This window comes from Priestia megaterium (genome assembly GCF_023824195.1).
GTDB lineage: Bacteria > Bacillota > Bacilli > Bacillales > Bacillaceae_H > Priestia > Priestia megaterium_D.
The window spans coordinates 35,001-61,646 of sequence record NZ_CP085448.1 but is presented as its reverse complement, the minus strand read 5'-3'; the positions used below and the strand labels follow the sequence as shown (position 1 = coordinate 61,646).

Sequence of the window (26,646 nt, the reverse complement as noted above, 5' to 3'; positions counted from 1 at the left end):
AAACAGAAAAACTACCTGCTGTGTAGTCATTCAGCAAAGTACCGGGATATGTATTCAAAAAGACACTCCTGATGTTTATACATCAGTGACTACCTCTTTCAGAAACCAAAAAGGAGTGAGATTATTTCACTCCACTTTGTCTTCTATTTTTGCTTTTTAGAAGAACGATTATAATAGTTGTTTTTAATGGAATCGGGAAGAACATGCTCTTTAGCAGCGATCATTACTTTTTCCTTAAATTCAGGTCGAATGAGGTGAATCAACGGTTGTTCGACATCATTAAAATGTTTTAAAGCCTCAGTTACCTGTTGATCCCATTCTTTGTAAAAATATAAAAGATCATCAGGGTTGACCCTCTTCCGTTCAGTTCCTTCCTCTGAAATAGGTTTAAAAGATGTACCAATGTTTAATGTTCCATAATCATTTGTTAATTGCTCACCTGGAAGAATGTCCCGAATAGCAATTTCGAAATTATATGCTGTTCCTATGCAATTTGCATGAAAACTATGGTTTAGGTACATGCCAAGATCCCAGCAAAGAATATATTGACCGTTTTGATTACGAAAAGAATATTTATTGAGAAATTTACGTCTTGGTTTATCCAATTTAGCAACAAATTCTGGTTCTAATATATGGTCCAGGTCATCCAAAGCCCATGTTATTGTCCCCTTAGGAATAAATTTAGTTGCAAAAACTCCAAAACCCATCTGTTCATTAATATATCGCAGTTTCGTATGTGGAAACATCATCTGTAATATTCCCCTTTTTATAATTACTTTTGTCTTTATACTATGCAGTTGGGACATGCTTGTTGACGATGCTAGAAATATTCAAAGAATTAGAAATTAGTAATATTAGCAGGCTTCCTCTTCTGAATTTTGGACAAGTATTTTTTTATGAAAACAATGAAAATAACTTAAATAATTAAAGCCTATTTAAGGTTATTTGTTTCCTAGAACGTGTTTTATGTTAACTAAGGTTGTATATCATAGTCATCCTAAAAAACAGAAAAACCTATCTCTTCCCAGTCAAAAGAGGTAGGTTTTTTCTGATACAGTCCATTAATATATGAGGTTGTCTAATTTCAAAATGAACCCTTTTATTCCATGTACATATTTTAAAGGTATAAACATATGCTCTTTCGTCGATGGTGGCGCTGGCAATGGTTACGGTGGGGGAGAAGGGGGGTGAGTTCCTGTGCCTGCACTTACGCCGGAAGTTGTTTGTGAATTTGGAGGGGCCAAACTTGGCCTATGTCTTCAAAAATAATAGTTCCTTTTGAAATTGTACTAATCGTAAGTGAATTAATAGTAGCCGGCATAAACTTTCAACCTTTCATCTGTGAAAAAATATGGCGTGTATTATCATACGTGCAGCTTGTCAGTTTTGTATAGACGGGTTAGAAAAATAAACGGATTTATTGCTTACTGTATGTACTTTATTCTCAATGATAAAAAGAGAAAAACTAATGGGACTAGTCAGTAGTTTTTTTCTGCTTTTATAACAAAGGTTTCAAGATTAACACTTTACGTATCGCGAGTAGTTTGCTCAAGATATTAGTTTTATGCGCTTTATTTATTTTGTTTCTAATTAATGGAAAATGCTAAATTAGTAGCCGTAATCATCGGTGTAAAAATCATTTCTTAGGTAACAATGGCGACCCCATTCACATTCCCAGACCCAACGTCAGCGGGGAGGGCGGGGGTGATGATAAGGTTGGTGGTAGGACTGGGGCTTTTGTTGACTGTTAAGAGTATCAAAATGATAAAGTTGTTATAGGTCGTTAAGATTTATTCCAGGTTGGTAATGATAATACAAGATAATCCCTCCTTTTATTAATTAATAAAAGTTTTATTTTAATTTAGTTTTACTTAAACACACCATATGTTTAAAGAAAGAATCGATATGGACTTATATCCAAAAAACGAGCATGACCTTAGGTATTTAAACTAAATAAATTTCATACATTACCAATTATGTTTGTCCACACGCTTTTCCTCCTTTTTGCATTCTATAGTATTAAAGGAGGTGAAAGGAATGAATATAGAAGATATTATTTCGATTGGGGCAAATTGTATAGTAAGAATTGGAAACAGATTCTTTCTTCTAGTAGAAATTGAAGTAGAATTTGAAAATGTAGCAATAGAGGAATTTGTTTTTATTCGAATATCTGAGCAAGAGGCTAGAACATTGTTAGCAGGAGGTATTCAACGTTGTCCTATTGCTAATTCCCTTCCTAGGTCTTGTAGTGATTTAGAAGTAGAATTCATTTGTGTTTTAATCGCGGGTGGGGAAGCATTTGCGGTTTTTGATGTAGAAAACGATGTTGATAAAGCTTTACTTGTCCCAATTTCATTGAGAGAAGCTGAGCGTTTAATCCGTAGAGGTGCAAGACGATGTACAGTTATTAATAGATAAGAGTAAGCCTCTTGGGAGCTAAAGGGGTTTCATTTTGTGTGAATTCTTGTAAAAATGCTTATTTAAATACGAATATCCTCCAGAGTACTTAACTGGAGGATATTTTTGTAGAGTTCTAGATGTGTTAACTAGCTATAACTGTGATTATGTTAATTGGTTTTGTATAGCATATACAATCTAAAGAGGTAGGTTTTTCCTGATCTTATTGCAGCAGGGGTTTTGAGTAGATGCCTTACAGGAGCTTGTGTAGTTTGCTCAATATATAGATTAGTTTTTTTATTTTCTGACAATATTAAAAGTTTGTCTAAGCTAATTGCATAGTAAGTAATTACATAAAAAAGGGATGCTATCTTTTTATATAACTTATCCTTCTTTTTAGCAATTACTTTTTCGTTTATGATTTTTTATTTAGATCCATTGGTTGTATTGTTTTTGAATGAATCGCCTGTTGATATATTAGAGATATATCACCATATGGACCATAAGTTGATGAAGGATCGAGATCTGAACCACGAGTTGATGAAGGATCGAGATCTGAACCACGAGTTGATGAAGGATCGAGATCTGAACCACGAGTTGATGAAGGATCGAGATCTGAACCACGAGTTGATGAAGGATCGAGATCTGAACCACGAGTTGATGAAGGATCGAGATCTGAACCACGAGTTGATGAAGGATCGAGATCTGAACCATGAGTTGATGAAGGATCAAGATCTGAACCATGAGTTGATGAAGGATCAAGATCTGAACCATGAGTTGATGAAGGATTAAGATCTGAGCCACGAGTTGATGAAGGATCGAGATCTGAACCATGAGTTGATGAAGGATCAAGATCTGAACCATGAGTTGATGAAGGATCAAGATCTGAACCATGAGTTGATGAAGGATCAAGATCTGAGCCACGAGTTGATGAAGGATCGAGATCTGAACCACGAGTTAATGAAGGATCGAGATCTGAACCATGAGTTGATGAAGGATCAAGATCTGAACCATGAGTTGATGAAGGATCGAGATCTGAACCACGAGTTAATGAAGGATCGAGATCTGAACCATGAGTTGATGAAGGATCAAGATCTGAACCATGAGTTGATGAAATATCAGGATCTAGGTTAATTTTTTCTTTTCCAACTATCCTTTTGTCAATTTGACATTCTGTTTCATGATAAGTTGGAACAGAATAGAAACGATAATCGAAATAATTAGGATGAGTATAATACATGGCTACAGGATCTGAATTTCTGTATTTATGATCAAGTGATTGATATTGATATATCAGTGGACAATATGGAACATAAACATAATAGTTCATTTATTCACAACCTTTCATTTTTCACTCATCAGCATATGACCGGATTGCTTGGTCTGTGTTACTAAAAAATTCATATAAACAAATTATAAGAAGGAGAATTCTTTCAGGTTATATTATTTACTTCTACAACTAGCATTCTGGTTTAAAATTACTTGGTGTCTTGAAATAAAAAAGTCCCCTTGATATGATGCAGAAGGTCATGGCCATGACTTCAGTTCATCATTCAGGGAGGACTCTTATGAATTGTACTCAAAACGAAAAGTGAAATCAAGTTACTCTCCACAAACCGATTGTAGGAGTGGATATTGCTAAATTTAAGCATGTTGCTCGTGTGCAAGATGATAGAGGAAAGGTTTTAGAGAAATCTCTTAGAACCAGTTTCTTATAAAAAGAAAATATAAGGTTTGAAATGAATACGAAAATTTTTTTATATTTATTTATCCCCTATAAACCCTTGACATTACTCAATTTATAGGGGGGAGATTGTATATCGTATACAACTTAAAAACAAAAAAAGACTATCTTTTCTCAGTAAAAAGAGATAGTCTTTTTCTGCTCTATTGCAAGGATTTTCGTAGATGCTTCACGGCATCTTGAATAGTTTGCCTAAAATATTGAACATTATTACTTTTAATCTAAACTTTTAGAATTCGAATTAGAGCCTAAGTTTAATAAGCTCAATATAATAGTAATTATACCGAGTATTATACTCGACCAAACTTCTTCGTTTGTTAATGAATAAATAAACGGAAAAATTACAAACCAGGCGCCAGTAATCAATGAAACCCAGTTCTGCCATGAAGTCCAACCAGGTTTGTTACAGACCCACAATGATACTATAATCTGAATGATTCCAAGGATTATACTTGACCACAAAGCTCCTGATTGATCTGAAAAACCAACAACCCAAGGTGCGAGAATAAACCAGGCACCAATTAATGCAATTAAAATACTCCTTGTTTCCACCATTATACCTCCTTAACGTTAATGAAGTACTTAAAGATTTCTTCATTGAATTATATGCTTAGAGATTATTAAGGTTAATTAAATCAATTAAAATGAGATTATATGATTGTTTATAAAAAAAGAGAAAAAACAATCCAAGTAGGAAGGGAATTTTTTCTTTGAAAATGAGAAGATTTATATCTGTTGATTAAACTATATAGTTCTTGCTTTGTTTTATGACTACCTATAAAGTTCATTATGATAACTAAAAGAGAATATCGTATACAACTAAAAAACATAAAAACCTACCTTTGGGTTACCTCTATATATTGTATTCAATTGTTAACAGAGTGTTTGAATGCTTGACCTTTGATTGAAAAATCATATTATATAGAAAAAGCCTTTGGAATTAGCAAATCCAAAGGCCTTTTTCTGATAAGTTACATTATGGTAACTAAACCCGCATAACGTATACATGCTAATACGGTGAGTTTATATAAAAAAGAGAAGTCATATTCAACTAAGGAAAATGACCTCTCTTTTTTAAATCCTTAATTTTCCTAGAATGGACCTTTAATTTCTGTTGCAGTAAAGGTAATTGGACCAACGAGGAAGAGGCCTGTACCGGTACGTTGTTCCGCAACTAAAGTATAGGTTACATTTTCTTGAGTAGTTTTAACACCATCATCAACGTATTGAACTACAACTTCAGTAAAATCATCATCCACGTTTTCAGCGTTATCAACCTCAATTACTTTCCGATAGATAAGGTTACCTGGCGCTTCAACACCTCTATAAATACTGGCTACTAAATCCTGTACTGCAGGACTATCATTGTTTATATGGAAGAGTCCATTTAATGATACAACGTTACCTGTCTTTACTTCATTTAGTCTAACGGCTGCGACAGTTCGAGGAAGTGGTAGACCACCTGGTCCAGGAAGAGGATTAGAAATAGGTGATGCATTTTGATAAGCAAATTCAACTAATTTTCCTTTATCTTTATTTTTATCTTCATTATGGTCATGGTCACAGCACCAGTCATGTGACCCTTTTTTCTTTTTCTGAGGATAAGAATTGTCTACATAATATTTACCATCTTTATCGTTATAACGACAATTATATTTTTTTATCTTAATCACCCCTTCTTTATATTTCTATATATGTTATTCAATTGTTAATGGAGTGTTTGGATGCTCGTCCTAATTGGTTAAAATTTTTATCAATAAAGCCCTTAGAATTGTTTCTAAGGGCTTTATTCCTATCAACTTCATACGCTTCGTATAAAAGCCATATTGCTCTTCTGCATACTTTTACATTGTTTGATCAATTTGAGGGATCTCACCGACCTTTTTAAGCGTTAGTATCAAGTTATAGGACTTAGAACGTTTCTGACGAATTAAACACAGTAAACACAGCAAAACCAACAAATCATACGTATAAAAGCTAACTAATCCCTTAAAAGCCTTTTCAGCATCCTCCAAGACCACAAATTCCTTTAGTTTTAGTCTTTCTGTACCTAAACTAGCTCTACAAAAAGAGCAACTTTCCTCTGTTCCTTCTGTTCCACAATAACTACATAATCAACCTATATTCAACTCATTTACTAAAAGGGATGGTAGGCTTAAGCCTATCAATATAGCCTTAAAGACTATTTAGTCTCTAGGATATTCTCTATCTAGTCGTCGCTGACGTTGATTCGCAATACGTTCTTCTACGACTTCTTTTGCAATTCTAGTTGCATCTACTTCTTGCAGGTTTGTTGTCATAAATCCATCATAGTTATGATAAAAATACAAACCGTTCATAAATTCGATAAGAATTTGTGTATTTTTGTCCGTGCTATTTGTACCTAAACGAATTTTTTTTAGTTCATCTCCTAAGACGTCATGTAGATTCTCGCTAACTGCTTCCGTAATATAATCTAATGACCATTCTTTCTTTTTTTCTTCTCGATACTTTTGACAAATATCCATAATCGCTTCTCCAGGAAAACGAAGTTTATGTTCAATCATATAGTCTTGAATGTATTGATCTGTTTCTTCATCAAGTGTAATCATGCGTCATTTTGTTTCCATTAATCCTCCACATCTCCTATCATTTCACATAAAATATCGTTCATCTTTTCCATTTTTGTCGCACATTGATTCATCAACTGAAGGTCTTGTTCGATGATACTTTCTAGCCTTTTTTCTCGTGCTATTTGCTCATCGAAAAAAGCTAACAATTCGAATTGTTCTTGCAAAAATCTTTGACGAGACATCTTTTGTTCTTTAGCTAACTCGTCAATTTTTTGCATAGCAACCGGATCAATATTTCGTAAAAAGATATCCATTCAATCATTCCTTTTCTATCGAATCGCAAAATTTCCAGTACGAATAAAGAAGAGCATAAGGGGTTTTTGCCCCCACAGGCTGTGTGGGGTTAGGCGGAGCCTAACAAAACCTTGGGTACAAAGAAATGTTTGCAAGAACCCCCTCAGCGCATCTTCAAATTAAGGGGCGGTCCCTTCACGGCACCTTCAGTGATTGCAACATTTGTGCCAGGAACCCCTTCACCGACCCTTCAGAGTTGATAAATGTCCCCTCAAGGGTCACTTCATTTTGAAGTGTTTTTTGAAAAGATAAGACAGAAGCAAGCGATCTTTTTTTATTTTTGTTCGCACGTTCATGGTCAAAACGTCCATTTGTTTTTGCTTACAATACAAGTGATTTACGCGTGCTTTTTTATCATTTATGAATAGATTTTTATTCTATAAACGATGACTCCTCTAAAAAAATGCAGGTTCACAGGACATTGATATTTATTTTTTTATGTTCACATGAGTTAGAAAAAGATTTTGTGAAAAAAGAAAATAGAAAACTATGGGAAAGCCGATACAGAATCAAAAATCGCGATAAAAAAAGATGTGATTCAATCCAGTGATATAAGCGTTCGACTCTATGAAGATAAACAAAAAAATTTGCAAGAAAAGCTGAAAAAGTTGAACGAAAAAGAACAGAATTTAGTCATGAAGTGAAAAAAAGAAAGGGAACGCAAAAGGGACTAAGGGTAAAATTATGGGATTAGAAAGGGAAAATGAGATATGAAAAACGGTGTTAAAGGCTGAAAAAGGGACGTAAAAGGGACATGGAGAGCTTTTCTTTGATATCACGCTTTCGCTAGGCTTTGCCTAGCCTATCACCCTATGTGATAGCAGAAATCCCTTATGCTCTTCTCTCTTTTTACAGAGAGCACTATTCTTTTAAGGACAGTCATAAAAAATAGTACATAAATTTAAAAAACGAATTGTATTAGGTTGCAAAAAATTAACAACTATTAGTTAGTGTTATTCCGTTTAATACATACCTCCAAGTCGAAGCATCAAGAAGGTTAAAGGAGACGTTAACTGAACAAATTCTACTTAATCCTCAATCCAGTTTACTGACATTTTGTAACCTATACATTGGACGTAGGCCAAGATGGATTTGGTAAAGAGAATCGTGATTGTAAGGCGGATTTTACAAATGTCAAAGAAAACAATCGAGGGTAAGTCATAAATAGCGAAGGTTGCTGATCTACTCTTGAACAATGGTCCAACTATGCGAATAAAGCTTTAGAACAAGCTCAAATCAATGAACGTATCACATACCTTTTTCATAAAAAGCGTGTATTCGAAACACTTCCAATGATTCATTTAGGATATTTTGTAAACGGTATCGGGGAGAAAGGCAATATTAACCGTGATCGTCACGATCAAATTGAATGACACTTCTACGCATAACAGCAATTCCTAAATGTCAGCAATTGCTATGACCGTGTAAGAGATTTGGAATGTGAAATTCAGCAGAATGAAGAAAAAGTAGACGAACTCGAGAAATCTCTTAATCCGTTTAAACTAAAAGAAAATAACATGATGAAACGACTTCATCTTGATAAAATGTCTGATTTAGAAAGTAACAAAAAAAGCTATGAAAGCAGCATTCAAAACCATAAATAATCTCTTCGTTTTTCAACTGAAGAAGAGTTCTATCAGCTTACCAAGAATTCTCCCAAAAGAAAGGGAATCGACTTCATCAGATTACGTATGAGAAAAAAATAAATTCAAGTTGAGACTAAAGTATTATTCCAAGCAGAAGAAGCCATTAAGATGGCTAAAATTCGTGAAGTAAGCTCTCGTTATCCTGACTTGAAAACAGCCGGAAGATATCTAAGCTATGAAAATGCGTTGAAACTGGAGAAACATGTAGATATGGCAAAGAAGACCCCAATAACGTTATCTGTGATTGAAAAAGCCATCAAAAATCAAGAAGATGAAAGACCAAGTTACTAAACTTGAAAAAACAAGAACAAGAGCTTGATAAATTACCAACAGCTTAATCAATAGCCCTGGCGAAGCAGCCAAGCGTTTGGTTTCTAAAAAAGCACGTCAGCATTATGAAGAATTGCAACATGAAGCCAATCATTATAGAGATAACCTTAAAGAAAAGCGATATAAAGGAGCAGAGGATTTAAGCAAACGACAAGGCGAAATCAGAGGACTTGAAGAAAAGATAGTTCCACGTATAGAAAAAGAAATAAAGGTCAAAGAACACACGATAGAAACCATATCAGGCATATTTGATGCTCTTCAACAAGCTACTCATAGTGAGACATTTACACAACAAAGACAGCAATTAAGAAAAATGAGAAGTACAAATATAAATAGAGCAAAGGATCAAGGACCAGATTTTAGCCGTTAAACATAAAAAAATTGCCTTAAGGCAATTAGAAACAACTTTAAGTTGTTTTGCTTATATGTCACTATTAAAAAAAGCTCTCTTAGGCTGTAGAGAGCTTTTTTAATATAAGGTTAAAAGCCCGTCCAAAAGAATTAATAACGGCTACTCAATCTACGAATGCTAATACCTTCTAAACTAGTAGTATTTCTATTACCTGAGTTATCTTCCCAAACTAAAAAACCATCTTCTACACGAATAAAAGTGCCGTTTCCATCAAGTTGTCTTCCAGCAGAAAATACTTGAATTCGATCTCCTCTTCGAAAATTATCTAAGCGAGCACGAGAAGTAGAAGTACGACGTTCACCGGTACGATGCTCACCAGTACGATGTCCTGGCATAAAATCACCTCCAAACACGGATAAATAGTACATGCTATGAAAAAAATTAAATATGGTATAAGTAAAAAGCTTAGAAAACAAAATTTTTTTAAAAAACCATAATACCTGTCCATACTCTTCTTGATTTTTCACATACTATGGATTATGCATATCAAAGCCTCCAAATCTTTTGATACGTAAGTTGAATTTTTATTGAACGAAAAAACTCCTGAATTCAGGAGTTTTTTCTATTTTAAACTACTTCATACATTCCCACATAATGTACCTTATCGACAATTGTTATGTATAAACAGGGAAAATAAATAAAAAAGCTAGCATAAAGCTAGCTTTTTAAAATAGGAAATAAAGCTAAATAATAATTAAAATAAAAATGACCTTTAATTATTAGCAACCGCCACCAAAGCCTCCGCCAAAACAAGAAGCACCAATAATGATTAATAAAATGAATAGTACAATGATTAAGGCAAAGCCACCACCACAGCCGCCTCCGCCATAGCCGTAACCGCCGCCATAACCACAGCCGCCGTAACCTCCAAAAAAGCCCATATTTCCACCCCCTATATGCTTAATACTTTTAGGATATGTATAAAAAGTGAAAATGCTCGCCCATACTCTGCACTGATAGAAATAACAGGATTTTTGTAGATATATATAAACCCTTTAGATTACTTTACATAGAATGAAGGAACCATCCCATTGAATCCCAGTAGATCAGTTACCCTTCCTAACGGATTTGCAGTTGTTAAAAAACAGAGAAACTCCCTGCCGCCTGGGAGTTTCTCTGTTTTTTTAGATGTATATCATATATATGTTTAGTTAACATGATGGATTTTATTGGAATTCATTATCTGAAAAGGTTTTGAATATTATTAGAGAAGGCTCTAGGAATGCCACTTCGATAAAGCCATCTCTCTTTTAAAAGAAAAAACAATCTGTCTTCCAATACAGATTGTTTTTTCTTTTTTTGACTTTGTAAATTATGAAGGTGAAAAATGAAGTTAAAAGGATTCTAAGTGTGAGACGAAAATTATTCGAACTACATCATATTCCTTTATTTTCTTTTAGGTAACTTGCCTATTGGGAATAAAATTTTATTTTTTGAGCAAACTACACAAGATGTCGCCAAACACTGACACATACAACTAAATTTTTCTGTTTTTAAGCTGTATATCGTATACAGGTTTAGTTAACATAATCAGAATTATGAGAACCAAAAACCCTTGGAATCATTGATTCTAAGGGTTTTTGGTATTTATTTGAAATATAAGGACATAAAAATAAAAAGTTATATTTTTATTTTTTATACAGATTAATACTATGTATTTTTCATTTATAAGATCACCTATATCCAACTTGAAGCATAAACAAGAAAAACATTCATACTGTATTTTTACTGATTTTAGGAGTCGCATATGCGACTCCTTTTAATTACTATGAATGAGATTCTTTTCAATAGCCTCCCCCATATCCGTACCAAGGGTAATGTGGATATGGATAATAATATGGTGGATAATATGGGTAATATGGCCGTGGACGTGGATAGTAATATGGCGGGTAATAGTATGGATAATATGGTCTTGGTCTGGGTCTTGGTCTTGGATATGGGTAGTGGCTATATGGTTGTCTTTCATCTCCAAGAAAAAGTTGTTCTTCAGAATTAAAGTCTTGATGCTCCAAAATATAACCTCCTAGACATATTTTCTACCTTCTACTTTATTCAACTGTTTAAGTTTTGGAGTAAGTACAAGAAAGGTGATTAAAAATATAAACAGAAATACCAGTTACTGGATTTATTGTCCGTTCAAAAAAAACAGAAAAAACAACCTACCACAATAAGGACCCAACAAATACAAAAAACATTGGCTAAGGCTTAGCCAATGTTTTTTGTATTTAGATAGACACTCTGAAGAAGGTGTTTTCTCAGAAAAACGGATAATTCTAAGAATACAAATTACATTCTATTCATTGATATGTTTTTAGATGAATTATCTATGCGAATAACATTTAACAATTTGAGCAAACTACACAAGACGCCGTGAGGCATCTACGAAAATCCTTTAGCAATAGCAATAAATCAGAAAAAACTACTCCTTCTCTCCGTCGGCGTAGTTTTTTCTGATTTTATGGCTGCATATGATATGCAATTTTAGTCAACATAATGGATTTTATGTATTCAAAGCATGAAAAACTACCTCTTATGACTAGTCCGACTAGAAAGAGGTAATTTTTATTATCTTTTATTACCAGCCACCATAGCCGCCATACCAACTACATCCAACGATAATTAAAAGAATAAACAATACAACTAGTAAAGCAAAACCAGATCCAAATCCAGCACTATTAGACATATAAATCCCCCCTTTTGTTATAGTTAAGTTTTGAACAAATAAGGAATGAAATAGTTTTTTCACGGATTATATTATGTTATGTTATGTTTAAAGGCGCTAAATGGATTGTACTTACACATGTTTGTTTGAAATAAGGCTTATCCTACTTTCCTATTTTTAATACTTTTAAGGGTTAATAAGACACATTCTTTATGTATTTAATTATGATAATGTATTTTATCGGAAAAGACCCCTGGAATAATTTATTCTAAGGGCATTTTGACTTTATAGATAAGGGAGGCTAGAAAGATACGGATTCAGGGCTGAAATCATCTTAACTACACTATATGTTTTCATTCTCTATTAGGTAACTTGCCTAAATTGAATATTTTTTTATCATTTGAGCAAACTACTCCAGAGTAGATATGCTCATCAGCCACTACCTTTTATGTATTCAAAAGTAGAAAACACTACCTTACTCTCATGAGGTAGTGTTTTCTTTTTTTAGCAAGCCATATATAACCTTTAGTTAACCTAATAGAAATTCTAGGAAGTAAGACAATAAAAAGAGCAACTGTCTAAAACGAAAGAAACATATTCCACTATGTAGTCTTTCAACAGTTACTTAAAATTAATTTTCAGAATAACTTAACTATAAAAGAAATCACTTATATAATTCAATCCTTAAAAATTATAATAATTAATAATAATTTGAGCAAACTACCCAAGAAGAAACGGAGCATCATCTCATAAAAACCAATTACTTAACAGCGAAAACACTACTGGTTCCCTCCGTTCCAGTAGTGTTTTCTGTTTTTAAGCTATATATCGTATACAACATTTTTAGTTTAGTCGGGTAGGAAGGTACTCTCACGAGTGCCTATTCCCCTAAAAATCATATGTAACAGCTTTCCTGTCATACAGCTCAAGCCTTCTCTTTATCCAAACAACTGTTTTATTTAATACAAGGTACATGTACCAATTTAACAATTTCCCCTGTAAGAACTTCTAGGTTCCGCACTGTAACTTCTTCTCCATTTTATACAGTGTATTTACAAATTGCATAACAATATCCTTGCTTTCTTGCAAGTTTCATACTGTCTAGCGTATTTTCATGATTAAAGACCTTTCAGCCTCGCTTTTTCCAATACTTTGTTATAGACGGATCATCTGGGCTATTTTAATTCTAATTTCATAGGACAAGCACACAAGCACCTTTTCAATTAATGAGTATATTAAATAGAGAAAAAATAAAAAGGTGAGTGATTACAATGAAAAAGTATCATTGGGACTATAACCCTGAAGATGATAGCTATTATGTAGATGAATCATATCCTCAATACAGAAATAACAATGATCATAAAAAGAATACAGAACATGAGAAGATTTGTTTTAACATTAACATTCACAATAATCTAGCAAATCAAGGTGGAAATGCTGGAGTTAAAGAAAATGCAGAAACAGGCGGACAAATTAGTGGAAATGCTGGACAAAACGCAAATCAAGGCGGGCAAATTGCTAAAAAGGGTGGACAAAACGCAAATCAGGAAGGCCAGGTCGCCAGCAAAGGTGGAAAAAACAAACTAAAAGAATTTAATTTAGAAGAAGAAATGGAAGACGAGTAATTCAAGGGCTCCAATAAGTACCCTTTTTTATAATTGGCATGGACTTATTGATAATTGGTATAGGTAGTTAGAAAGTTTATAAGCTTAGCAGATAACTTTTTACTTTTTTTTGAATGTATTTTCTATACAAAGTTATTTAAAAATTAGTACAGGCAACCCCTTTTATTTTCATCTAATACAGAGAAGAAAGGAGGTGATTAACATGAGTGATTTTAGTAAAAGTAATTATATCGGTACTGGCGATGTATCTATCCCTCAACCTTTTGATGTTGTAACTATTCTTTGGCAGCGAAATCCTTTAGATATACAAGCTCCACGTACAATTGTAGAAGCAACTATTATTGGAAACGCTAGACCATGTGGACGTTTATTACAAACAGGTGACATTTATAGAATTGCAGTAAAGTGCTTACTTGATAACGAATTTGAACAAGTATTTAGTGAAAGACTAGGTGTATTTGGAGTTTCTGTGTTTGTTCGTGAATGTTAATAAATCATCTTGAATGTTTTTTTATAACTGAAGCAAACTACTCAAGAAGAAACGGGGCAGCGTCTTATACAACCTAATTACGAAAAAGAAAAAACTACTGATTGCACACACCAGTAGTTTTTTTGATTTTAAAGATGTATATGATATAAACCTTTAGTTAACATAATGGATTTTACCGGGACCTATAAACTAAAAGAGAAGATCATATTTATGACCTTCTCTCTTTCAGTCTTAGATATATTCAATATATAACATTTCATCTAAAAATGATATCCAATATGTTGCGTCATGTACTTTCTAGAAATTCATCAGTCTTTTCCTTGAAAGGGTAATTAATATACTATCGATTTTTGCATTACTTTTGAGTATTTTCTGATTAAAAATAGTATAAAAACAAAAGACCACCCAAAATCAAAATTGGGTGGTCCTTCCACATATTCTACAACTGATCACTTAAAATTAAAAATAAAATAAATACTAGAAAGTCGAGAAGAGTGATATCAGTATTAGCAGCTGCAACATTCATAAGAGAAGTAAAGTCTACATTAGAGTGTTTATGATCTTTCTTACAACAACACTTTTTCTTGCAACAACACCCTTTGTTAGTCATGCTCGTCCACCTCATTTCAATTATAAATTAAGCAGGAAGCATGAATACTCACTTATAGAATATGCATAGATGGACAAGCTGGTATATACTAAAGTCCTTTATTTTAATAAAAGGGCGCACACATTTTCTTTTAAAATTGTAACATTTATAATATCTCATTTTTAAAAACAGTGGCTCTTAGTTAAGTCGAATAAGTTAGGGGCATCACTGCCCCTGCCTCCCCTAAGAACCGTGCGAGTCCCTTTGAAGACGCATCGGCTCAAGCCTCCCATTGCAGGTCCATTTGCTGTTGTATCTTTATCACACACCATAACGGTAAGTAAAACGTACGCCGACGCTCCAAGTGGAGGTATACATAACAGTACGTTTCTTTCGTCAAAAGATAGCCACAACCTTATGTGCCTACGAGAGACCAACGAGAAGTCAGCTCCCTTTCGGGCCTATCATGGGTTTGTTCGTAAGGACGATAGTATCCGTCCAGTTATACAGTTTCCTGCTTTCCTGTTCCCTTTCGAGACAACGGCATTTGCTTTCTCTCGTATCCTTTACCCTCTGTCACATCGTTTGATCTTACGATCTCCCTACTGTATATACAGATGACAAAGGGCTTACCAAGTTCCGCATCTTATAGATACGACGAGGTTAAGTGGGTTCTTTACTCCGGGCAAGATACGGGACGCGTCACAGCAGCATTATGAATCTGCTTTTCCTCTTACCAATACCCAGGCAAATCTGTGCACTATCCTGAGCTAAAATTTATGAAGCTTACAAACCTTCACTAATGTTCACCATACTCATCTTCCCCTAGCAGTGTTCCGAGTCGTGCACTGACTCTCTGTTTCCGCATTTCGGCATGCAACCCACGGGCCCGTTACCAGGCCCACAGTTTTGGACGGGGATAGTTTTTTGCGTCTAAACCAGTGGCGTAAGCCACACTATATAAAAGCGACTTCTTGTCGCACCATAATCACCGTTATCGGAAATAAAAAAGTCATGTTCTTTAAACAAGGACATGACTTTGAAGGAAAAATCTTTCAGCAGGTATGCTATATATAATATGTACTTTAAGAGTAGCTTGTACTAAACAATACCCCTATTTTTTAGTTTCATAGCCTGAAAGAGACAAGCATACAATCAAATCTTTTTATTTTTCATATTAATATATTATATCTAAAAAAGGGGGTGGAGTTTTGAACTTTAATAGCAATGCACTTATTGAAACTGAAACAACACAAAAAATCTTAAGCAAACAAATTTCTGATTCAGTAATTGTGGTTAAAGATTCTTGTAATGTTAATATTTCTATCACAGATATACAAACAGCAATAATTTTACAATCGTTATTGCAAGTTTTAACCGTTATTTTAACATTAATAGGTTTGGACGCTAATTCAATAAGATTAATTACAGCCGAAGTTTTACTAATTGCAAAAGTTATACAATCTAGCAATCATAAAATTATTATCAAAAATTCTAAAAACGTTCATGCTACTACAACAAATATTGATACAGTTATTTTTATACAAAGCCTTATATTAGTTTTGATTATTCTAGTAACTATCTAGGACAGTATATAACTAAATAAAAGTTCACCATATAAAAATTCAAATATTGTCGGACAAGCATTTAGCTTGTCCCGTTTACTAAAAAACCACCCTACAACCATGGGGTAGTTTCTTCTGTTTTTAGACTGTATATGATATACAACCTTAGTTACCATAAAACATGTTATAGGAAATCATAAAAGAAGCCTTTCACTTCTACTTGTATACTCCCACTAAATTAATTAAAGTTAATTAATTTTTTTATAATATCAACGCTTGTCTATGCATTTGTTATTAATTTGAATATTATGAATTATATTTCATCCTATCTATAGAAGTACAAAAAGCTACTGGCTCGTTTGGCAGTAGCTTTTTCCTTTTTTAGGTTGTATATGATATAAAACTTTAGTTAACACAATGATAATTATCAAAATAAGTGTATTAGGTGTATGCCAATTTTACTCAACATATAGTATTTAACTTGCCCATCATAAAACAACAAAACTAACAGTTTAAGTTGTTTTATGATGGATAAAGACCCGTCCAAAAAATTAGTAAACGTCCTACCCACTTATTCTACGAATGCTAATACCATCTAAGCTAGTCTTATTCCTATCATCTGAACTATCTCTTCAAATTAAAAAGCCATCCTCTACTCGAATAAAAGTCCCATTTCCATCAAGTTGTCTTCCTGCAGAAAAAACTTGAATCCGATCTCCTCTTCTAAAATCATCGAAACGACTACGAGATGTACGGCGATCTCCTGTACGATGTCCTGGCATAAAATCACCTCCAAACCTTCTGGTACGAAATTTAAATTTCTATCTAAGACAAAAAACTCCTGAACTCAGCAGCCAGGAGTTTTTGCTGTTTTTAAGCTGTATTAGGAAACAAATAACCTTAAATAGGCTTTAATTATTTAAGTTATTTTCATTGTTTTCATAAAAAAATACTTGTCCAAAATTCAGAAGAGGAAGCCTGCTAATATTACTAATTTCTAATTCTTTGAATATTTCTAGCATCGTCAACAAGCATGTCCCAACTGCATAGTATAAAGACAAAAGTAATTATAAAAAGAGGAATATTACAGATGATGTTTCCACATACGAAACTGCGATATATTAATGAACAGATGGGTTTTGGAGTTTTTGCAACTAAATTTATTCCTAAGGGGACAATAACATGGGCTTTGGATGACCTGGACCATATATTAGAACCAGAATTTGTTGCTAAATTGGATAAACCAAGACGTAAATTTCTCAATAAATATTCTTTTCGTAATCAAAACGGTCAATATATTCTTTGCTGGGATCTTGGCATGTACCTAAACCATAGTTTTCATGCAAATTGCATAGGAACAGCATATAATTTCGAAATTGCTATTCGGGACATTCTTCCAGGTGAGCAATTAACAAATGATTATGGAACATTAAACATTGGTACATCTTTTAAACCTATTTCAGAGGAAGGAACTGAACGGAAGAGGGTCAACCCTGATGATCTTTTATATTTTTACAAAGAATGGGATCAACAGGTAACTGAGGCTTTAAAACATTTTAATGATGTCGAACAACCGTTGATTCACCTCATTCGACCTGAATTTAAGGAAAAAGTAATGATCGCTGCTAAAGAGCATGTTCTTCCCGATTCCATTAAAAACAACTATTATAATCGTTCTTCTAAAAAGCAAAAATAGAAGACAAAGTGGAGTGAAATAATCTCACTCCTTTTTGGTTTCTGAAAGAGGTAGTCACTGATGTATAAACATCAGGAGTGTCTTTTTGAATACATATCCCGGTACTTTGCTGAATGACTACACAGCAGGTAGTTTTTCTGTTTTTAATTAAATCTACATAAAAAAGATATCCCTTTAAAACAAAAGGAATATCTCTCAATGAAATAGAAGGTATGAAACAGTATAGGCAATGGATATTTAACTTGTCTTGGACAAATGTCATTTTTTTGTTTTAAGATGTATATTATATACATTTTCAGTTTATATAATGTACTTTATCGGCAATTACTATGTATAAACAGTAAAGATAAATAAAAAGCTAGCATGAAGCTAACTTTTTAAAATAGGAAATAAAGCTAAATAATAATTAAAATAAAAATGATCCTTAATTATTAGCAACCTCCGGCAAAGCCGCCAAAACAAGAAGCGCCGATAATGATTAATAAAATAAACAATACAATGATTAAAGCGAAACCACTGCCAAAACCACAGCCGCCTCCACCGTAACCATATCCGCCATAGCCGCAACCGCCACCATAACCTCCAAAGAACATACTTTCACCCCCATATGCTTAATACTCTTAAGATATGTATAGAAAATTAAAATGCGCGCCCATACTCTGTACTGGTAGAAATAAAATAATTTTTGTAGATATATATAAACCCTTTAGATTAGTTTACATAGAATGAATGAACCATACCATGTAATCCCAGTAGATCAGTTACCCTCCCTAACGGATTTGCAGTTGTTAAAAAAACAGAAAAACTCTCAACCGCCTGGGAGTTTTTCTGTTTTTTTAGGTATATATCATACATATGTTTAGTTAACATAATGTAACTTACGGGAAAAGCTCTTAGAATAAATCATTCTAAGAGCTCTTTGACTTTATAGATTAGGATAGTGTAAAAAGGGGGCCCCTAGACTCGGATTCAGGGCCTAAATCAATCTAATTGCATTATATGTTTTCATTCTCTATTAGGTAACTTGCCTAGTCTGAATAATTTTCAATCCTATGAGCAAACTACTCAAGACACTGTAAGGTGTCAAATACGTCTATTTAGAGCATTCACCAGAAGAACTATCTTATTCCCATCAGATAGTTTTTTCTGTTTTCATCCTGTATATCGTATACATGTTTAGTTAACATAATGAAAATTACAGGAACCATACGTTAAAAGATACATTCACTTTAATATATAAAACAGTCAAATACTGTGATCATTTTCGTAGCCATGATCTCCACCAACGTAACCATTGCCAACGCCACCATCGACGAAAGAGCATATATTTTCACTCCTATATATTTATACTTTTAAAATATGTACAAGGAGTAAAAGGGTTCATTTTGAAATTAGACACCTTCATATATTAATGAACTATATCAAAAAAAGCCTTGGGATCAATGATCCAAAGGTTTTTGAAATAGCTTATGAGATTTAAAAAACCAATGTTGTATGATTTTATCAGTTTCAGTATATTCACTTTCTTTGTTTTAGGTAACTTGTCTATTACGAATAAAGGTTTTATATGATGAGCAAACTACTCAAGATACTTGAGGTATCACTCTTAATACCTTGATACGTTACAGAAAAAACTCCTGGCCAACGACAGGAGTTTTTTCTCTTTTTATGCTGTATATGGTATACATAATTAGTTAACATAATCAATGTTATCGGAAATCATAAAAGAAACCTTTCACTTCTACTTATATACTTCCACTATATTAATTGAAGTTAATTAATTTTTTTATAATATCAACGCTTGTCTATGCACCTGTAATTAATTTGAATATCATGAATTATAACCCATCCTATCTATAAGAGTAAAAAAAAGCTACTGGCTCGTTTGGCAGTAGTTTTTTCCGTTTTTAGGTTGGATACGATATGCAAAGTTAGTTAACATGCTGATAACTTAATCTTCTAGAAATATAATAAGTCTTTATATTAGCCCAACCAAATTACGTAATAATTAATTAATAAATATTAATTTTTCACGTTCTCATAAGCCAATTACCAGAAAAAAACTACGAACATTTTGGTTCATATAAATAAATGATTCTAGTGCAAAAAAAGTCCGAAAACAAAAAAAGTAGTATTTTCGCTTTCCTAAAATGTTTCATTCTCCTTGTTTTTAAAAGCTTCCTTCTTTATATACAAGTATAGGAAATTACATATTTCTATTATGTTTACACATGTAGAGATAAGTACCCAATCCAAAGTATTTTCCTTGCATAGGTTGTTATTATAAATACGAAGGGATTGTTAAATAAAAATGATATCTCAAAGAAAGAAACAATTTTTAATAAATTTGCTTCAACAGTTAGATACCCAGACAGCACAAAATTTGCCCCTTTTAAGGCAAGATGAAAAAGTTATGGAAGAAAATTTTTCACCTTGGGACAGGAAAAAAATTAAACATGAATCTGAGCATCATGATGACTGTTGTGAATCTGAAAAAGATCGTTGCAAGAAAGGAAACACAAGAGAATCAGCGTTTAGAGCAATTAACCTCATAAATCAGACTGTACCTGCCGATACTTTTGTAAAAGTATTATATCAATCTGAACAATTTGATATAGCAAATGAGTATGATCCAGCTAATTCTATTTTTATTCCGAAAACTAATGGTGTATATTCTATCATTGCAACTATTGCTTTTAGTCCTAATAGCACTACTTCAGATTATAGAGCTGGGATACAAATTCGTGTGAATGGAAATTCTGTCGCTGCTGATAACGATTTCTTTGGTGCAAATGCACCCTTCACTAATGAAGTAACTGTTTCTACTATTCTTGAGTTGGAAGCTGGAGATCTAGTTGAAATTTTCGCCGTAAGTAGTGTAGCCGGTGTTATTGTACAAGACGGTGTTAATCAAAATAGTACACATTTCGAAGCAGCTCGATTCCCATCTCCAGCAAGATAAACAAGAAATTTTGAACTTTGATTCTAATAAATTATTTAGTTAACATAATCACAGTTAGAGGAACGATTTCAATATTGTTCCTCTTTTTTATATAAACTAATGTCTTTTATACCTTTTGAAGTTAAATACATATTATTTCGTTCATTGAGCAAACTACTCAAGACGCCGTGAGGCATCTACCACTTTTCTTATTTGAATTCTCAACAGAAAAAAACTCCTGATCGCCTGTGGAGTTTTTTCTGTTTTTAAGCTGTATATGCTATACAATCTTAGTTAACATAATACCTCTTCCTGAACACACCACAAAAAAGAACCCTTGCAGGACAAGGGTCTCAACTAAGCATTGGTTTATTAAATATGCAGCGTTTTATATTTCCTTGGTGTCACAAGGTTTCTCTTAGCGATGGAAGTCAGAAAAATGAATAAAAAGCGCACCTTTTATTCATATGCTTGTACGGAAAAATATAGTATTTCAAGCAAAAATGTGCTATTGTTTATTTGCAGTTATTTTCTCATAGTAATACCCAATACCCACCAAAAAGCTATCTCTCATGCTGCACACTTAAGAGGCAGCTTTTTATTTTGCTATTTTTTAACCTGGACAAAGTATGGATCCATAAGGTATTTTATATTTGCACATGTTTCATCTTTTATCAAATATATCTAAAAACCACACACATAAGAAAAGCTCTCAATATTGAGAGCTTTTCTTATACCCTTGAAAAAGGTATGTGGCCGTCCATGCTATGGCTTATTAATATAGTAGCGTCTAAACGCGTTTACTCATTTTGTTAGAGGTATTATTAATTACAAAACATGTTCTTCAAACTATCTCAAAATTAATAAGTTAATTGTCATATTAAAGGTATTCTAATCAAAATGATAGAATAACACCTAAATGGGGGTGAACGCATTTTCAAACGCATCGCAAACGCCTAGCGTTTATCGGGAAGAAACGCGTCTAACAAAACAATTTTTCGAGGAACTTTTAGATGAAAAAATAAATAAAGCAATACAACAAGCATTTGAAGAAGGCCGCCAACAAGGCCGAGAAGAAATTAAAGAGATTATAAATAAAATGGAACAAAGAGCTAAAGAACGAGATGATAATCTTATGTCCGTAATTAGATCAATACAAGAAGAAAAAAAGAAGTTAAACAATTAATTGCAGCTTCTCAAGAACAAGAAAAGAAGACTTTCTGGCAACGGCTTTTCGGTAGGATCTAAGAACAAATTGATATATTTTAGGCGGCCATATCAAGCTTAAAACCTTTTAAAATTTCGGTGATTTTAGACTGAACACATGAATTTATTTAAGTCTTATAAATTAGAATACGATTTCTCATTTTTGAACATTCCTGTTGATTTATCTTCAAATTACCAGGAATGCAATTCAACTATACAAGAAAAGCTCAGCATATAAAAATTCAAATATTATAAAATAAGAATTTAGCTTGTCCGGTTTAATAAAAGGCTACCTAATTTTATTATCAAGTAATTTTTTCTGTTTTTATATTATGTATAGCATTCTTTTTTAATTTACATAATGCGCTTTCTCATAGATCATAAAAAAGGGAGTCCTATATTAATAAGGATTCTCCTTTTTAAAAATTTGTAGTAAATTCTCTTATAATGTCCACGCTTGTCCAAACACTTATTGGTATCTTACATATTATGTAAGATACCACTCAAAGTCTTTGGCAAGATATAAATGATATGGAACCAAAGGAGGGAAAGAAGTATGTATTATGTGGAACATAACGCTATTGATGATAAGTACTACTTTAAAAAACAACCTTATTATTATAAGAAAAAGTATAAGAAAAAGTGCAAACATAAAAAAGCAGTCATTGTCAAATGTTGTTGTGATTGTTGTGAAAAAAAAGACGATTCTAAAGAAAAGCCAAAACCCCCTAAACCAAAGCCTCCTAAACGAAAAACAAAAAAACCTTGTTAATTACTCGAAATTTAAGCAAACATCAACTCCTACAACTTAATATTTGAAATAGAATAAAAGGTATTAATGTTAAACAAAAGAAATTTGTTGAAAAAAGAGGATGGAAGTTAAACTCCTAATCAAACGATTTGGATAAGATATTTTTAGATAAATTTTTAAATGTGGTACAGGCACCCTTTCAAATTTCTTATTTTTCCATATTATAGTTAATGTTAGGAGTAGAAGAGAGGTGAATTTAATATGAGCAATGATCGTCTTTGTAAGAAGAAAAAGCACTCCAAAAAGGAATGTAGTTACAAAAAAAATCGTTGTAAGGAAATAAGAATTATTAATCTTTGGAAACTTAATCAAGACTAATAAAAATATTTTTAGGAAATTAGATATCCACTTTGCAACTAGTATATGAAAAAAGCTAATTTCATAAAAGGTAGTTTGCATTTTTAGGAATATAATATTTAAATTATAGATTAAAAGTCCATTTATTTGGATATTAAACGAATAAATAGTGTAGCGAGTTTTATTAAAAAGAAAGATTTTTTCTTTTTATTTGCTGAATTCTTTTAAGGGGTATCGTAGGTAATTATAAAAGCTATATATTTAAAAATAAAAGTAAACTACCTTTGCCGAACCTACCCAAAAAGCTAGATCTTTGCTTAGGAGACTGATGAGGATTGAATTCTGTATTATACAGGACTCAATCCTTTTAATTTTGTCTTTATTAATTTGTGATTGTAAAAAAGAATGTACGTCTCTAATTTCTGTTGAAAATGTTCTCTACTCTTAAGTTCTTGGAGATGGAGTAACTCTAATTTTAATAAGCAAAAGAACTTATCAAAGAATATGTTATCTAAATAAATTCCCTTCTGGATGAACTTCCTTGGTTTTTATATGGTCGATTTTGTAAATAACTCCAACTTTCCTGAAGCGTTTGAACAAAATGGGCTTTACCTTTAGTCAAAATAATCCTCTGCTTTTCTTCTTTTACAGTCCTTAATGTTTCAAGCCGTTCTTTTAAAAATAATTGTCTAGAAAGACCTTCTCCTTTGACAAGAATGACTGTTTTTTTTCATCAATAGGATCTACATTTCTTATTTTGATTGCCATGTTCCATCTCAACTCATTAAAACAGAGGTGCCCTATAAAAAATAGAGAGAAGAAGAGCATAAGGGGTTTATGCCCCCACCATAGGTGTGGGGCTAGGCAAAGCCTAGCAAAACTGGGGGTACAAGAAAACCTGTTGAATGTGAACGTACTGTTGACGCAAACTTTTCCGTGTGAACCCACTGTGAACGTAAAAATTAAACATGTAAGCCTGCTGTGAACCTTAAAAAAACACGTGTTGACCTACTGTTAACATATGTTTTTTCACTTCATAGCTAAATCTTGTTGCTTTTTATTCAATTTTTAAATGGTTTTATAATATACATTTTTAAATTATTGAACCACCTTTTCATTTAAATTAACACTTGCTATCTTTATTAGATTCTTTTTAATTATTTTGAAAAAAATTAGATGAAATAACTTTTTTTATGTAAATAAACTATGCCAAAACATCATTTCAAAGGATTTGATAATTAAGATACCTAAGGTTTTTTAAAAGGTATTTTTGTGCGAATAATATTTTATTATCTATGCTGATAAAGTTAATACCATTGCTTCCAAGGTACATATGTTGATAATGCGTGTTGTATTAAAGGTAACCTGCTTTTTATTTTGTTCCGTAGTTTATATAGAGTGGCTTCTTAAAGATCTTATTCACGCTAACAAGTATAGGCATTGTCTATAGATTATTATTGCTTTTAAGTGCCTCCTTCCATCCTTGAAAAACTCGATTTATTTCAGAGTTGCCCATTTTTTTATTTATAGGCTTGTATACAAGATTTTCATAAATTTTGGCATAAAATATCTTATCCTTGTACAAGGTACCTCTTCCCTATTCAAATCTGTTGCTTATGCCGCCAAAGTGGCAGGTTTTCATAAATAGCAAAGTCCATAGAATCGTGAATTCTGTGGACTTTGCTATTTATCAAGGGAAATATTAAAAGGTATAGCCTGATGTGTATTAAATTAGGAGGAGAAGGATAATTCTAGAGCTTGGTGACATGGATTAAGACATAAATGATAGGGAATACACTGTATTTTTTCATGTATAAAATAAAAAAACATTTTTATTTCAAAAATCATTGACTTTAATATATTTGTGATTTATTATTATAAAGCGTCGTTGAGACATACCAGTAACAACGACGCTGAAAAAAGAATTTTAAAAAGTTGTTGACATCACATTGATAACTTGATAAGATAATAAAGTCGCTTAAGAGCGGCGGTTGAACTTTGAAAACTGGACAAAGCGACAAACGTCAACGTTAACTTTTTTATTTTATATGAGCAAGTCAAACATTTCTTCGGAGAGTTTGATCCTGGCTCAGGATGAACGCTGGCGGCGTGCCTAATACATGCAAGTCGAGCGAACTGATTAGAAGCTTGCTTCTATGACGTTAGCGGCGGACGGGTGAGTAACACGTGGGCAACCTACCTGTAAGACTGGGATAACTTCGGGAAACCGAAGCTAATACCGGATAGAATCTTCTCCTTCATGGGAGATGATTGAAAGATGGTTTCGGCTATCACTTACAGATGGGCCCGCGGTGCATTAGCTAGTTGGTGAGGTAACGGCTCACCAAGGCAACGATGCATAGCCGACCTGAGAGGGTGATCGGCCACACTGGGACTGAGACACGGCCCAGACTCCTACGGGAGGCAGCAGTAGGGAATCTTCCGCAATGGACGAAAGTCTGACGGAGCAACGCCGCGTGAGTGATGAAGGCTTTCGGGTCGTAAAACTCTGTTGTTAGGGAAGAACAAGTACGAGAGTAACTGCTCGTACCTTGACGGTACCTAACCAGAAAGCCACGGCTAACTACGTGCCAGCAGCCGCGGTAATACGTAGGTGGCAAGCGTTATCCGGAATTATTGGGCGTAAAGCGCGCGCAGGCGGTTTCTTAAGTCTGATGTGAAAGCCCACGGCTCAACCGTGGAGGGTCATTGGAAACTGGGGAACTTGAGTGCAGAAGAGAAAAGCGGAATTCCACGTGTAGCGGTGAAATGCGTAGAGATGTGGAGGAACACCAGTGGCGAAGGCGGCTTTTTGGTCTGTAACTGACGCTGAGGCGCGAAAGCGTGGGGAGCAAACAGGATTAGATACCCTGGTAGTCCACGCCGTAAACGATGAGTGCTAAGTGTTAGAGGGTTTCCGCCCTTTAGTGCTGCAGCTAACGCATTAAGCACTCCGCCTGGGGAGTACGGTCGCAAGACTGAAACTCAAAGGAATTGACGGGGCCCGCACAAGCGGTGGAGCATGTGGTTTAATTCGAAGCAACGCGAAGAACCTTACCAGGTCTTGACATCCTCTGACAACTCTAGAGATAGAGCGTTCCTTCGGGGACAGAGTGACAGGTGGTGCATGGTTGTCGTCAGCTCGTGTCGTGAGATGTTGGGTTAAGTCCCGCAACGAGCGCAACCCTTGATCTTAGTTGCCAGCATTAAGTTGGGCACTCTAAGGTGACTGCCGGTGACAAACCGGAGGAAGGTGGGGATGACGTCAAATCATCATGCCCCTTATGACCTGGGCTACACACGTGCTACAATGGATGGTACAAAGGGCT

Annotated in this window: 24 protein-coding genes, 1 rRNA gene and 1 pseudogene (1 of these 26 cut by a window edge); 14 read left to right on the top strand and 12 right to left on the bottom strand. The window is 33.7% G+C overall.

The annotated features are described in order from the left end of the window. Window positions 1-143: 143 nt before the first annotated feature. Window positions 144-749 (bottom strand): SET domain-containing protein, encoded by a 606-nt coding sequence (locus LIS78_RS30525; protein WP_252285697.1) that lies wholly within the window; start codon window positions 747-749, stop codon window positions 144-146. 1,288 nt (window positions 750-2,037) lie between these two features. Between LIS78_RS30525 and LIS78_RS30520 the strand changes: the two genes are divergently transcribed. After that, complete coding sequence (locus LIS78_RS30520) at window positions 2,038-2,418, top strand: hypothetical protein (RefSeq protein WP_252285696.1); 381 nt, start codon at window positions 2,038-2,040, stop codon at window positions 2,416-2,418. A 394-nt stretch (window positions 2,419-2,812) separates the two neighbouring features. Here the strand turns inward: LIS78_RS30520 and LIS78_RS30515 are convergent, their stop codons facing one another. From LIS78_RS30515 to LIS78_RS30490, 5 genes are all read right to left on the bottom strand, one after another. After that, window positions 2,813-3,727 carry a pentapeptide repeat-containing protein gene (locus tag LIS78_RS30515; RefSeq protein WP_252285695.1) on the bottom strand — a complete coding sequence of 305 codons (915 nt, stop codon included), beginning with the start codon at window positions 3,725-3,727 and terminating at the stop codon, window positions 2,813-2,815. 630 nt (window positions 3,728-4,357) lie between these two features. Beyond that, window positions 4,358-4,696: an SPW repeat protein gene (locus LIS78_RS30505; RefSeq protein WP_252285694.1), complete on the bottom strand. Its 339-nt coding sequence runs from the start codon at window positions 4,694-4,696 to the stop codon at window positions 4,358-4,360. Between the two features lie 536 nt (window positions 4,697-5,232). After that, window positions 5,233-5,814: a tudor domain-containing protein gene (locus LIS78_RS30500; protein WP_252285693.1), complete on the bottom strand. Its 582-nt coding sequence runs from the start codon at window positions 5,812-5,814 to the stop codon at window positions 5,233-5,235. Between the two features lie 513 nt (window positions 5,815-6,327). After that, window positions 6,328-6,732, bottom strand: a complete 405-nt coding sequence (locus tag LIS78_RS30495; RefSeq protein ID WP_252285692.1) for a hypothetical protein — start codon at window positions 6,730-6,732, stop codon at window positions 6,328-6,330. Window positions 6,733-6,749: 17 nt separating this feature from the next. After that, a complete protein-coding gene (locus LIS78_RS30490; protein ID WP_252285691.1) occupies window positions 6,750-7,007 on the bottom strand; it encodes a hypothetical protein in 258 nt (85 codons plus the stop codon). 1,473 nt (window positions 7,008-8,480) lie between these two features. On the opposite strand from LIS78_RS30490, the gene LIS78_RS30485 reads away from it, so the two are divergent. The 3 genes from LIS78_RS30485 to LIS78_RS30475 all read left to right on the top strand — a co-directional run bounded on the left by LIS78_RS30485 (window position 8,481) and on the right by LIS78_RS30475 (window position 9,393). Beyond that, window positions 8,481-8,651, top strand: coding sequence for a hypothetical protein (locus tag LIS78_RS30485; protein WP_252285690.1), 171 nt, complete (start codon window positions 8,481-8,483; stop codon window positions 8,649-8,651). Window positions 8,652-8,801: 150 nt separating this feature from the next. Beyond that, window positions 8,802-8,984 carry a hypothetical protein gene (locus LIS78_RS30480; RefSeq protein ID WP_252285689.1) on the top strand — a complete coding sequence of 61 codons (183 nt, stop codon included), beginning with the start codon at window positions 8,802-8,804 and terminating at the stop codon, window positions 8,982-8,984. A 76-nt stretch (window positions 8,985-9,060) separates the two neighbouring features. Continuing rightward, window positions 9,061-9,393: a hypothetical protein gene (locus LIS78_RS30475; RefSeq protein WP_252285688.1), complete on the top strand. Its 333-nt coding sequence runs from the start codon at window positions 9,061-9,063 to the stop codon at window positions 9,391-9,393. 131 nt (window positions 9,394-9,524) lie between these two features. Here the strand turns inward: LIS78_RS30475 and LIS78_RS30470 are convergent, their stop codons facing one another. Both LIS78_RS30470 and yjcZ read right to left on the bottom strand, forming a co-directional pair. Continuing rightward, a complete protein-coding gene (locus LIS78_RS30470) occupies window positions 9,525-9,770 on the bottom strand; it encodes a hypothetical protein (protein WP_252285687.1) in 246 nt (81 codons plus the stop codon). 384 nt (window positions 9,771-10,154) lie between these two features. Beyond that, complete coding sequence (gene yjcZ / locus LIS78_RS30465) at window positions 10,155-10,316, bottom strand: sporulation protein YjcZ (protein ID WP_075422466.1); 162 nt, start codon at window positions 10,314-10,316, stop codon at window positions 10,155-10,157. Between the two features lie 944 nt (window positions 10,317-11,260). Between yjcZ and LIS78_RS30460 the strand changes: the two genes are divergently transcribed. Further along, the gene (locus LIS78_RS30460) at window positions 11,261-11,431 is read left to right on the top strand and encodes a hypothetical protein (protein WP_252285761.1); all 171 of its coding nucleotides are present in this window, start codon (window positions 11,261-11,263) and stop codon (window positions 11,429-11,431) included. 579 nt (window positions 11,432-12,010) lie between these two features. Here the strand turns inward: LIS78_RS30460 and LIS78_RS30455 are convergent. Then, window positions 12,011-12,118: a YjcZ family sporulation protein gene (locus tag LIS78_RS30455; RefSeq protein WP_075422479.1), complete on the bottom strand. Its 108-nt coding sequence runs from the start codon at window positions 12,116-12,118 to the stop codon at window positions 12,011-12,013. Between the two features lie 1,250 nt (window positions 12,119-13,368). Here LIS78_RS30455 and LIS78_RS30450 point away from each other — a divergent pair. The 3 genes from LIS78_RS30450 (at window position 13,369) to LIS78_RS30440 (ending at window position 16,387) form a co-directional block, all read left to right on the top strand. Then, a complete protein-coding gene (locus LIS78_RS30450) occupies window positions 13,369-13,722 on the top strand; it encodes a hypothetical protein (protein WP_075422480.1) in 354 nt (117 codons plus the stop codon). Between the two features lie 202 nt (window positions 13,723-13,924). Then, the gene (locus LIS78_RS30445; protein WP_252285760.1) at window positions 13,925-14,212 is read left to right on the top strand and encodes a hypothetical protein; all 288 of its coding nucleotides are present in this window, start codon (window positions 13,925-13,927) and stop codon (window positions 14,210-14,212) included. A 1,800-nt stretch (window positions 14,213-16,012) separates the two neighbouring features. Further along, on the top strand, window positions 16,013-16,387 hold the full coding sequence (locus tag LIS78_RS30440; protein WP_251448755.1) for a spore coat protein: 375 nt from the start codon (window positions 16,013-16,015) through the stop codon (window positions 16,385-16,387). A 611-nt stretch (window positions 16,388-16,998) separates the two neighbouring features. On the opposite strand, the gene LIS78_RS30435 is transcribed toward LIS78_RS30440, so the two are convergent. Next, window positions 16,999-17,148: a hypothetical protein gene (locus LIS78_RS30435; RefSeq protein ID WP_252285765.1), complete on the bottom strand. Its 150-nt coding sequence runs from the start codon at window positions 17,146-17,148 to the stop codon at window positions 16,999-17,001. A 308-nt stretch (window positions 17,149-17,456) separates the two neighbouring features. Here LIS78_RS30435 and LIS78_RS30430 point away from each other — a divergent pair, with 308 nt between their 5' ends. Continuing rightward, a complete protein-coding gene (locus LIS78_RS30430) occupies window positions 17,457-18,062 on the top strand; it encodes an SET domain-containing protein (RefSeq protein WP_252285697.1) in 606 nt (201 codons plus the stop codon). Between the two features lie 431 nt (window positions 18,063-18,493). On the opposite strand, the gene LIS78_RS30425 is transcribed toward LIS78_RS30430, so the two are convergent. After that, window positions 18,494-18,655, bottom strand: coding sequence for a YjcZ family sporulation protein (locus LIS78_RS30425; RefSeq protein WP_252285759.1), 162 nt, complete (start codon window positions 18,653-18,655; stop codon window positions 18,494-18,496). Between the two features lie 1,820 nt (window positions 18,656-20,475). Between LIS78_RS30425 and LIS78_RS30420 the strand changes: the two genes are divergently transcribed. The 4 genes from LIS78_RS30420 to LIS78_RS30410 all read left to right on the top strand — a co-directional run bounded on the left by LIS78_RS30420 (window position 20,476) and on the right by LIS78_RS30410 (window position 22,981). After that, window positions 20,476-21,024, top strand: coding sequence for a complement C1q domain-containing protein (locus tag LIS78_RS30420; RefSeq protein ID WP_434092406.1), 549 nt, complete (start codon window positions 20,476-20,478; stop codon window positions 21,022-21,024). Window positions 21,025-21,922: 898 nt separating this feature from the next. Next, a complete protein-coding gene (locus tag LIS78_RS30415; protein WP_252285757.1) occupies window positions 21,923-22,189 on the top strand; it encodes a DUF3967 domain-containing protein in 267 nt (88 codons plus the stop codon). Next, entirely contained in the window at window positions 22,153-22,251 is a 99-nt protein-coding gene (locus LIS78_RS31785) for a DUF3967 domain-containing protein (RefSeq protein ID WP_487250837.1), read from the top strand. Before LIS78_RS30415 ends, LIS78_RS31785 begins: the two co-directional genes overlap by 37 nt. A 514-nt stretch (window positions 22,252-22,765) precedes the next feature. Further along, on the top strand, window positions 22,766-22,981 hold the full coding sequence (locus LIS78_RS30410) for a hypothetical protein (RefSeq protein ID WP_252285756.1): 216 nt from the start codon (window positions 22,766-22,768) through the stop codon (window positions 22,979-22,981). Between the two features lie 683 nt (window positions 22,982-23,664). On the opposite strand, the pseudogene LIS78_RS30405 reads toward LIS78_RS30410, so the two are convergent. Then, window positions 23,665-23,847: pseudogene (locus LIS78_RS30405) on the bottom strand (IS3 family transposase); the annotation flags it as partial. Window positions 23,848-25,383: 1,536 nt separating this feature from the next. Here LIS78_RS30405 and LIS78_RS30400 point away from each other — a divergent pair. Then, window positions 25,384-26,646, top strand: a 16S ribosomal RNA gene (locus tag LIS78_RS30400); it runs 285 nt beyond the window's last position.

Bases quoted from the DNA above. Each gene is read 5' to 3' on its own strand.
- LIS78_RS30525 (WP_252285697.1), bottom strand. From the start codon at position 749: ATGATGTTTCCACATACGAAACTGCGATATATTAATGAACAGATGGGT.
- LIS78_RS30520 (WP_252285696.1), top strand. From the start codon at position 2,038: ATGAATATAGAAGATATTATTTCGATTGGGGCAAATTGTATAGTAAGA.
- LIS78_RS30515 (WP_252285695.1), bottom strand. From the start codon at position 3,727: ATGAACTATTATGTTTATGTTCCATATTGTCCACTGATATATCAATAT.
- LIS78_RS30505 (WP_252285694.1), bottom strand. From the start codon at position 4,696: ATGGTGGAAACAAGGAGTATTTTAATTGCATTAATTGGTGCCTGGTTT.
- LIS78_RS30495 (WP_252285692.1), bottom strand. From the start codon at position 6,732: ATGATTACACTTGATGAAGAAACAGATCAATACATTCAAGACTATATG.
- LIS78_RS30490 (WP_252285691.1), bottom strand. From the start codon at position 7,007: ATGGATATCTTTTTACGAAATATTGATCCGGTTGCTATGCAAAAAATT.
- LIS78_RS30480 (WP_252285689.1), top strand. From the start codon at position 8,802: ATGGCTAAAATTCGTGAAGTAAGCTCTCGTTATCCTGACTTGAAAACA.
- LIS78_RS30470 (WP_252285687.1), bottom strand. From the start codon at position 9,770: ATGCCAGGACATCGTACTGGTGAGCATCGTACCGGTGAACGTCGTACT.
- yjcZ (WP_075422466.1), bottom strand. From the start codon at position 10,316: ATGGGCTTTTTTGGAGGTTACGGCGGCTGTGGTTATGGCGGCGGTTAC.
- LIS78_RS30460 (WP_252285761.1), top strand. From the start codon at position 11,261: ATGGATAATAATATGGTGGATAATATGGGTAATATGGCCGTGGACGTG.
- LIS78_RS30455 (WP_075422479.1), bottom strand. From the start codon at position 12,118: ATGTCTAATAGTGCTGGATTTGGATCTGGTTTTGCTTTACTAGTTGTA.
- LIS78_RS30450 (WP_075422480.1), top strand. From the start codon at position 13,369: ATGAAAAAGTATCATTGGGACTATAACCCTGAAGATGATAGCTATTAT.
- LIS78_RS30445 (WP_252285760.1), top strand. From the start codon at position 13,925: ATGAGTGATTTTAGTAAAAGTAATTATATCGGTACTGGCGATGTATCT.
- LIS78_RS30435 (WP_252285765.1), bottom strand. From the start codon at position 17,148: ATGCCAGGACATCGTACAGGAGATCGCCGTACATCTCGTAGTCGTTTC.
- LIS78_RS30430 (WP_252285697.1), top strand. From the start codon at position 17,457: ATGATGTTTCCACATACGAAACTGCGATATATTAATGAACAGATGGGT.
- LIS78_RS30425 (WP_252285759.1), bottom strand. From the start codon at position 18,655: ATGTTCTTTGGAGGTTATGGTGGCGGTTGCGGCTATGGCGGATATGGT.
- LIS78_RS30420 (WP_434092406.1), top strand. From the start codon at position 20,476: ATGGAAGAAAATTTTTCACCTTGGGACAGGAAAAAAATTAAACATGAA.
- LIS78_RS30415 (WP_252285757.1), top strand. From the start codon at position 21,923: ATGGGGGTGAACGCATTTTCAAACGCATCGCAAACGCCTAGCGTTTAT.
- LIS78_RS30410 (WP_252285756.1), top strand. From the start codon at position 22,766: ATGTATTATGTGGAACATAACGCTATTGATGATAAGTACTACTTTAAA.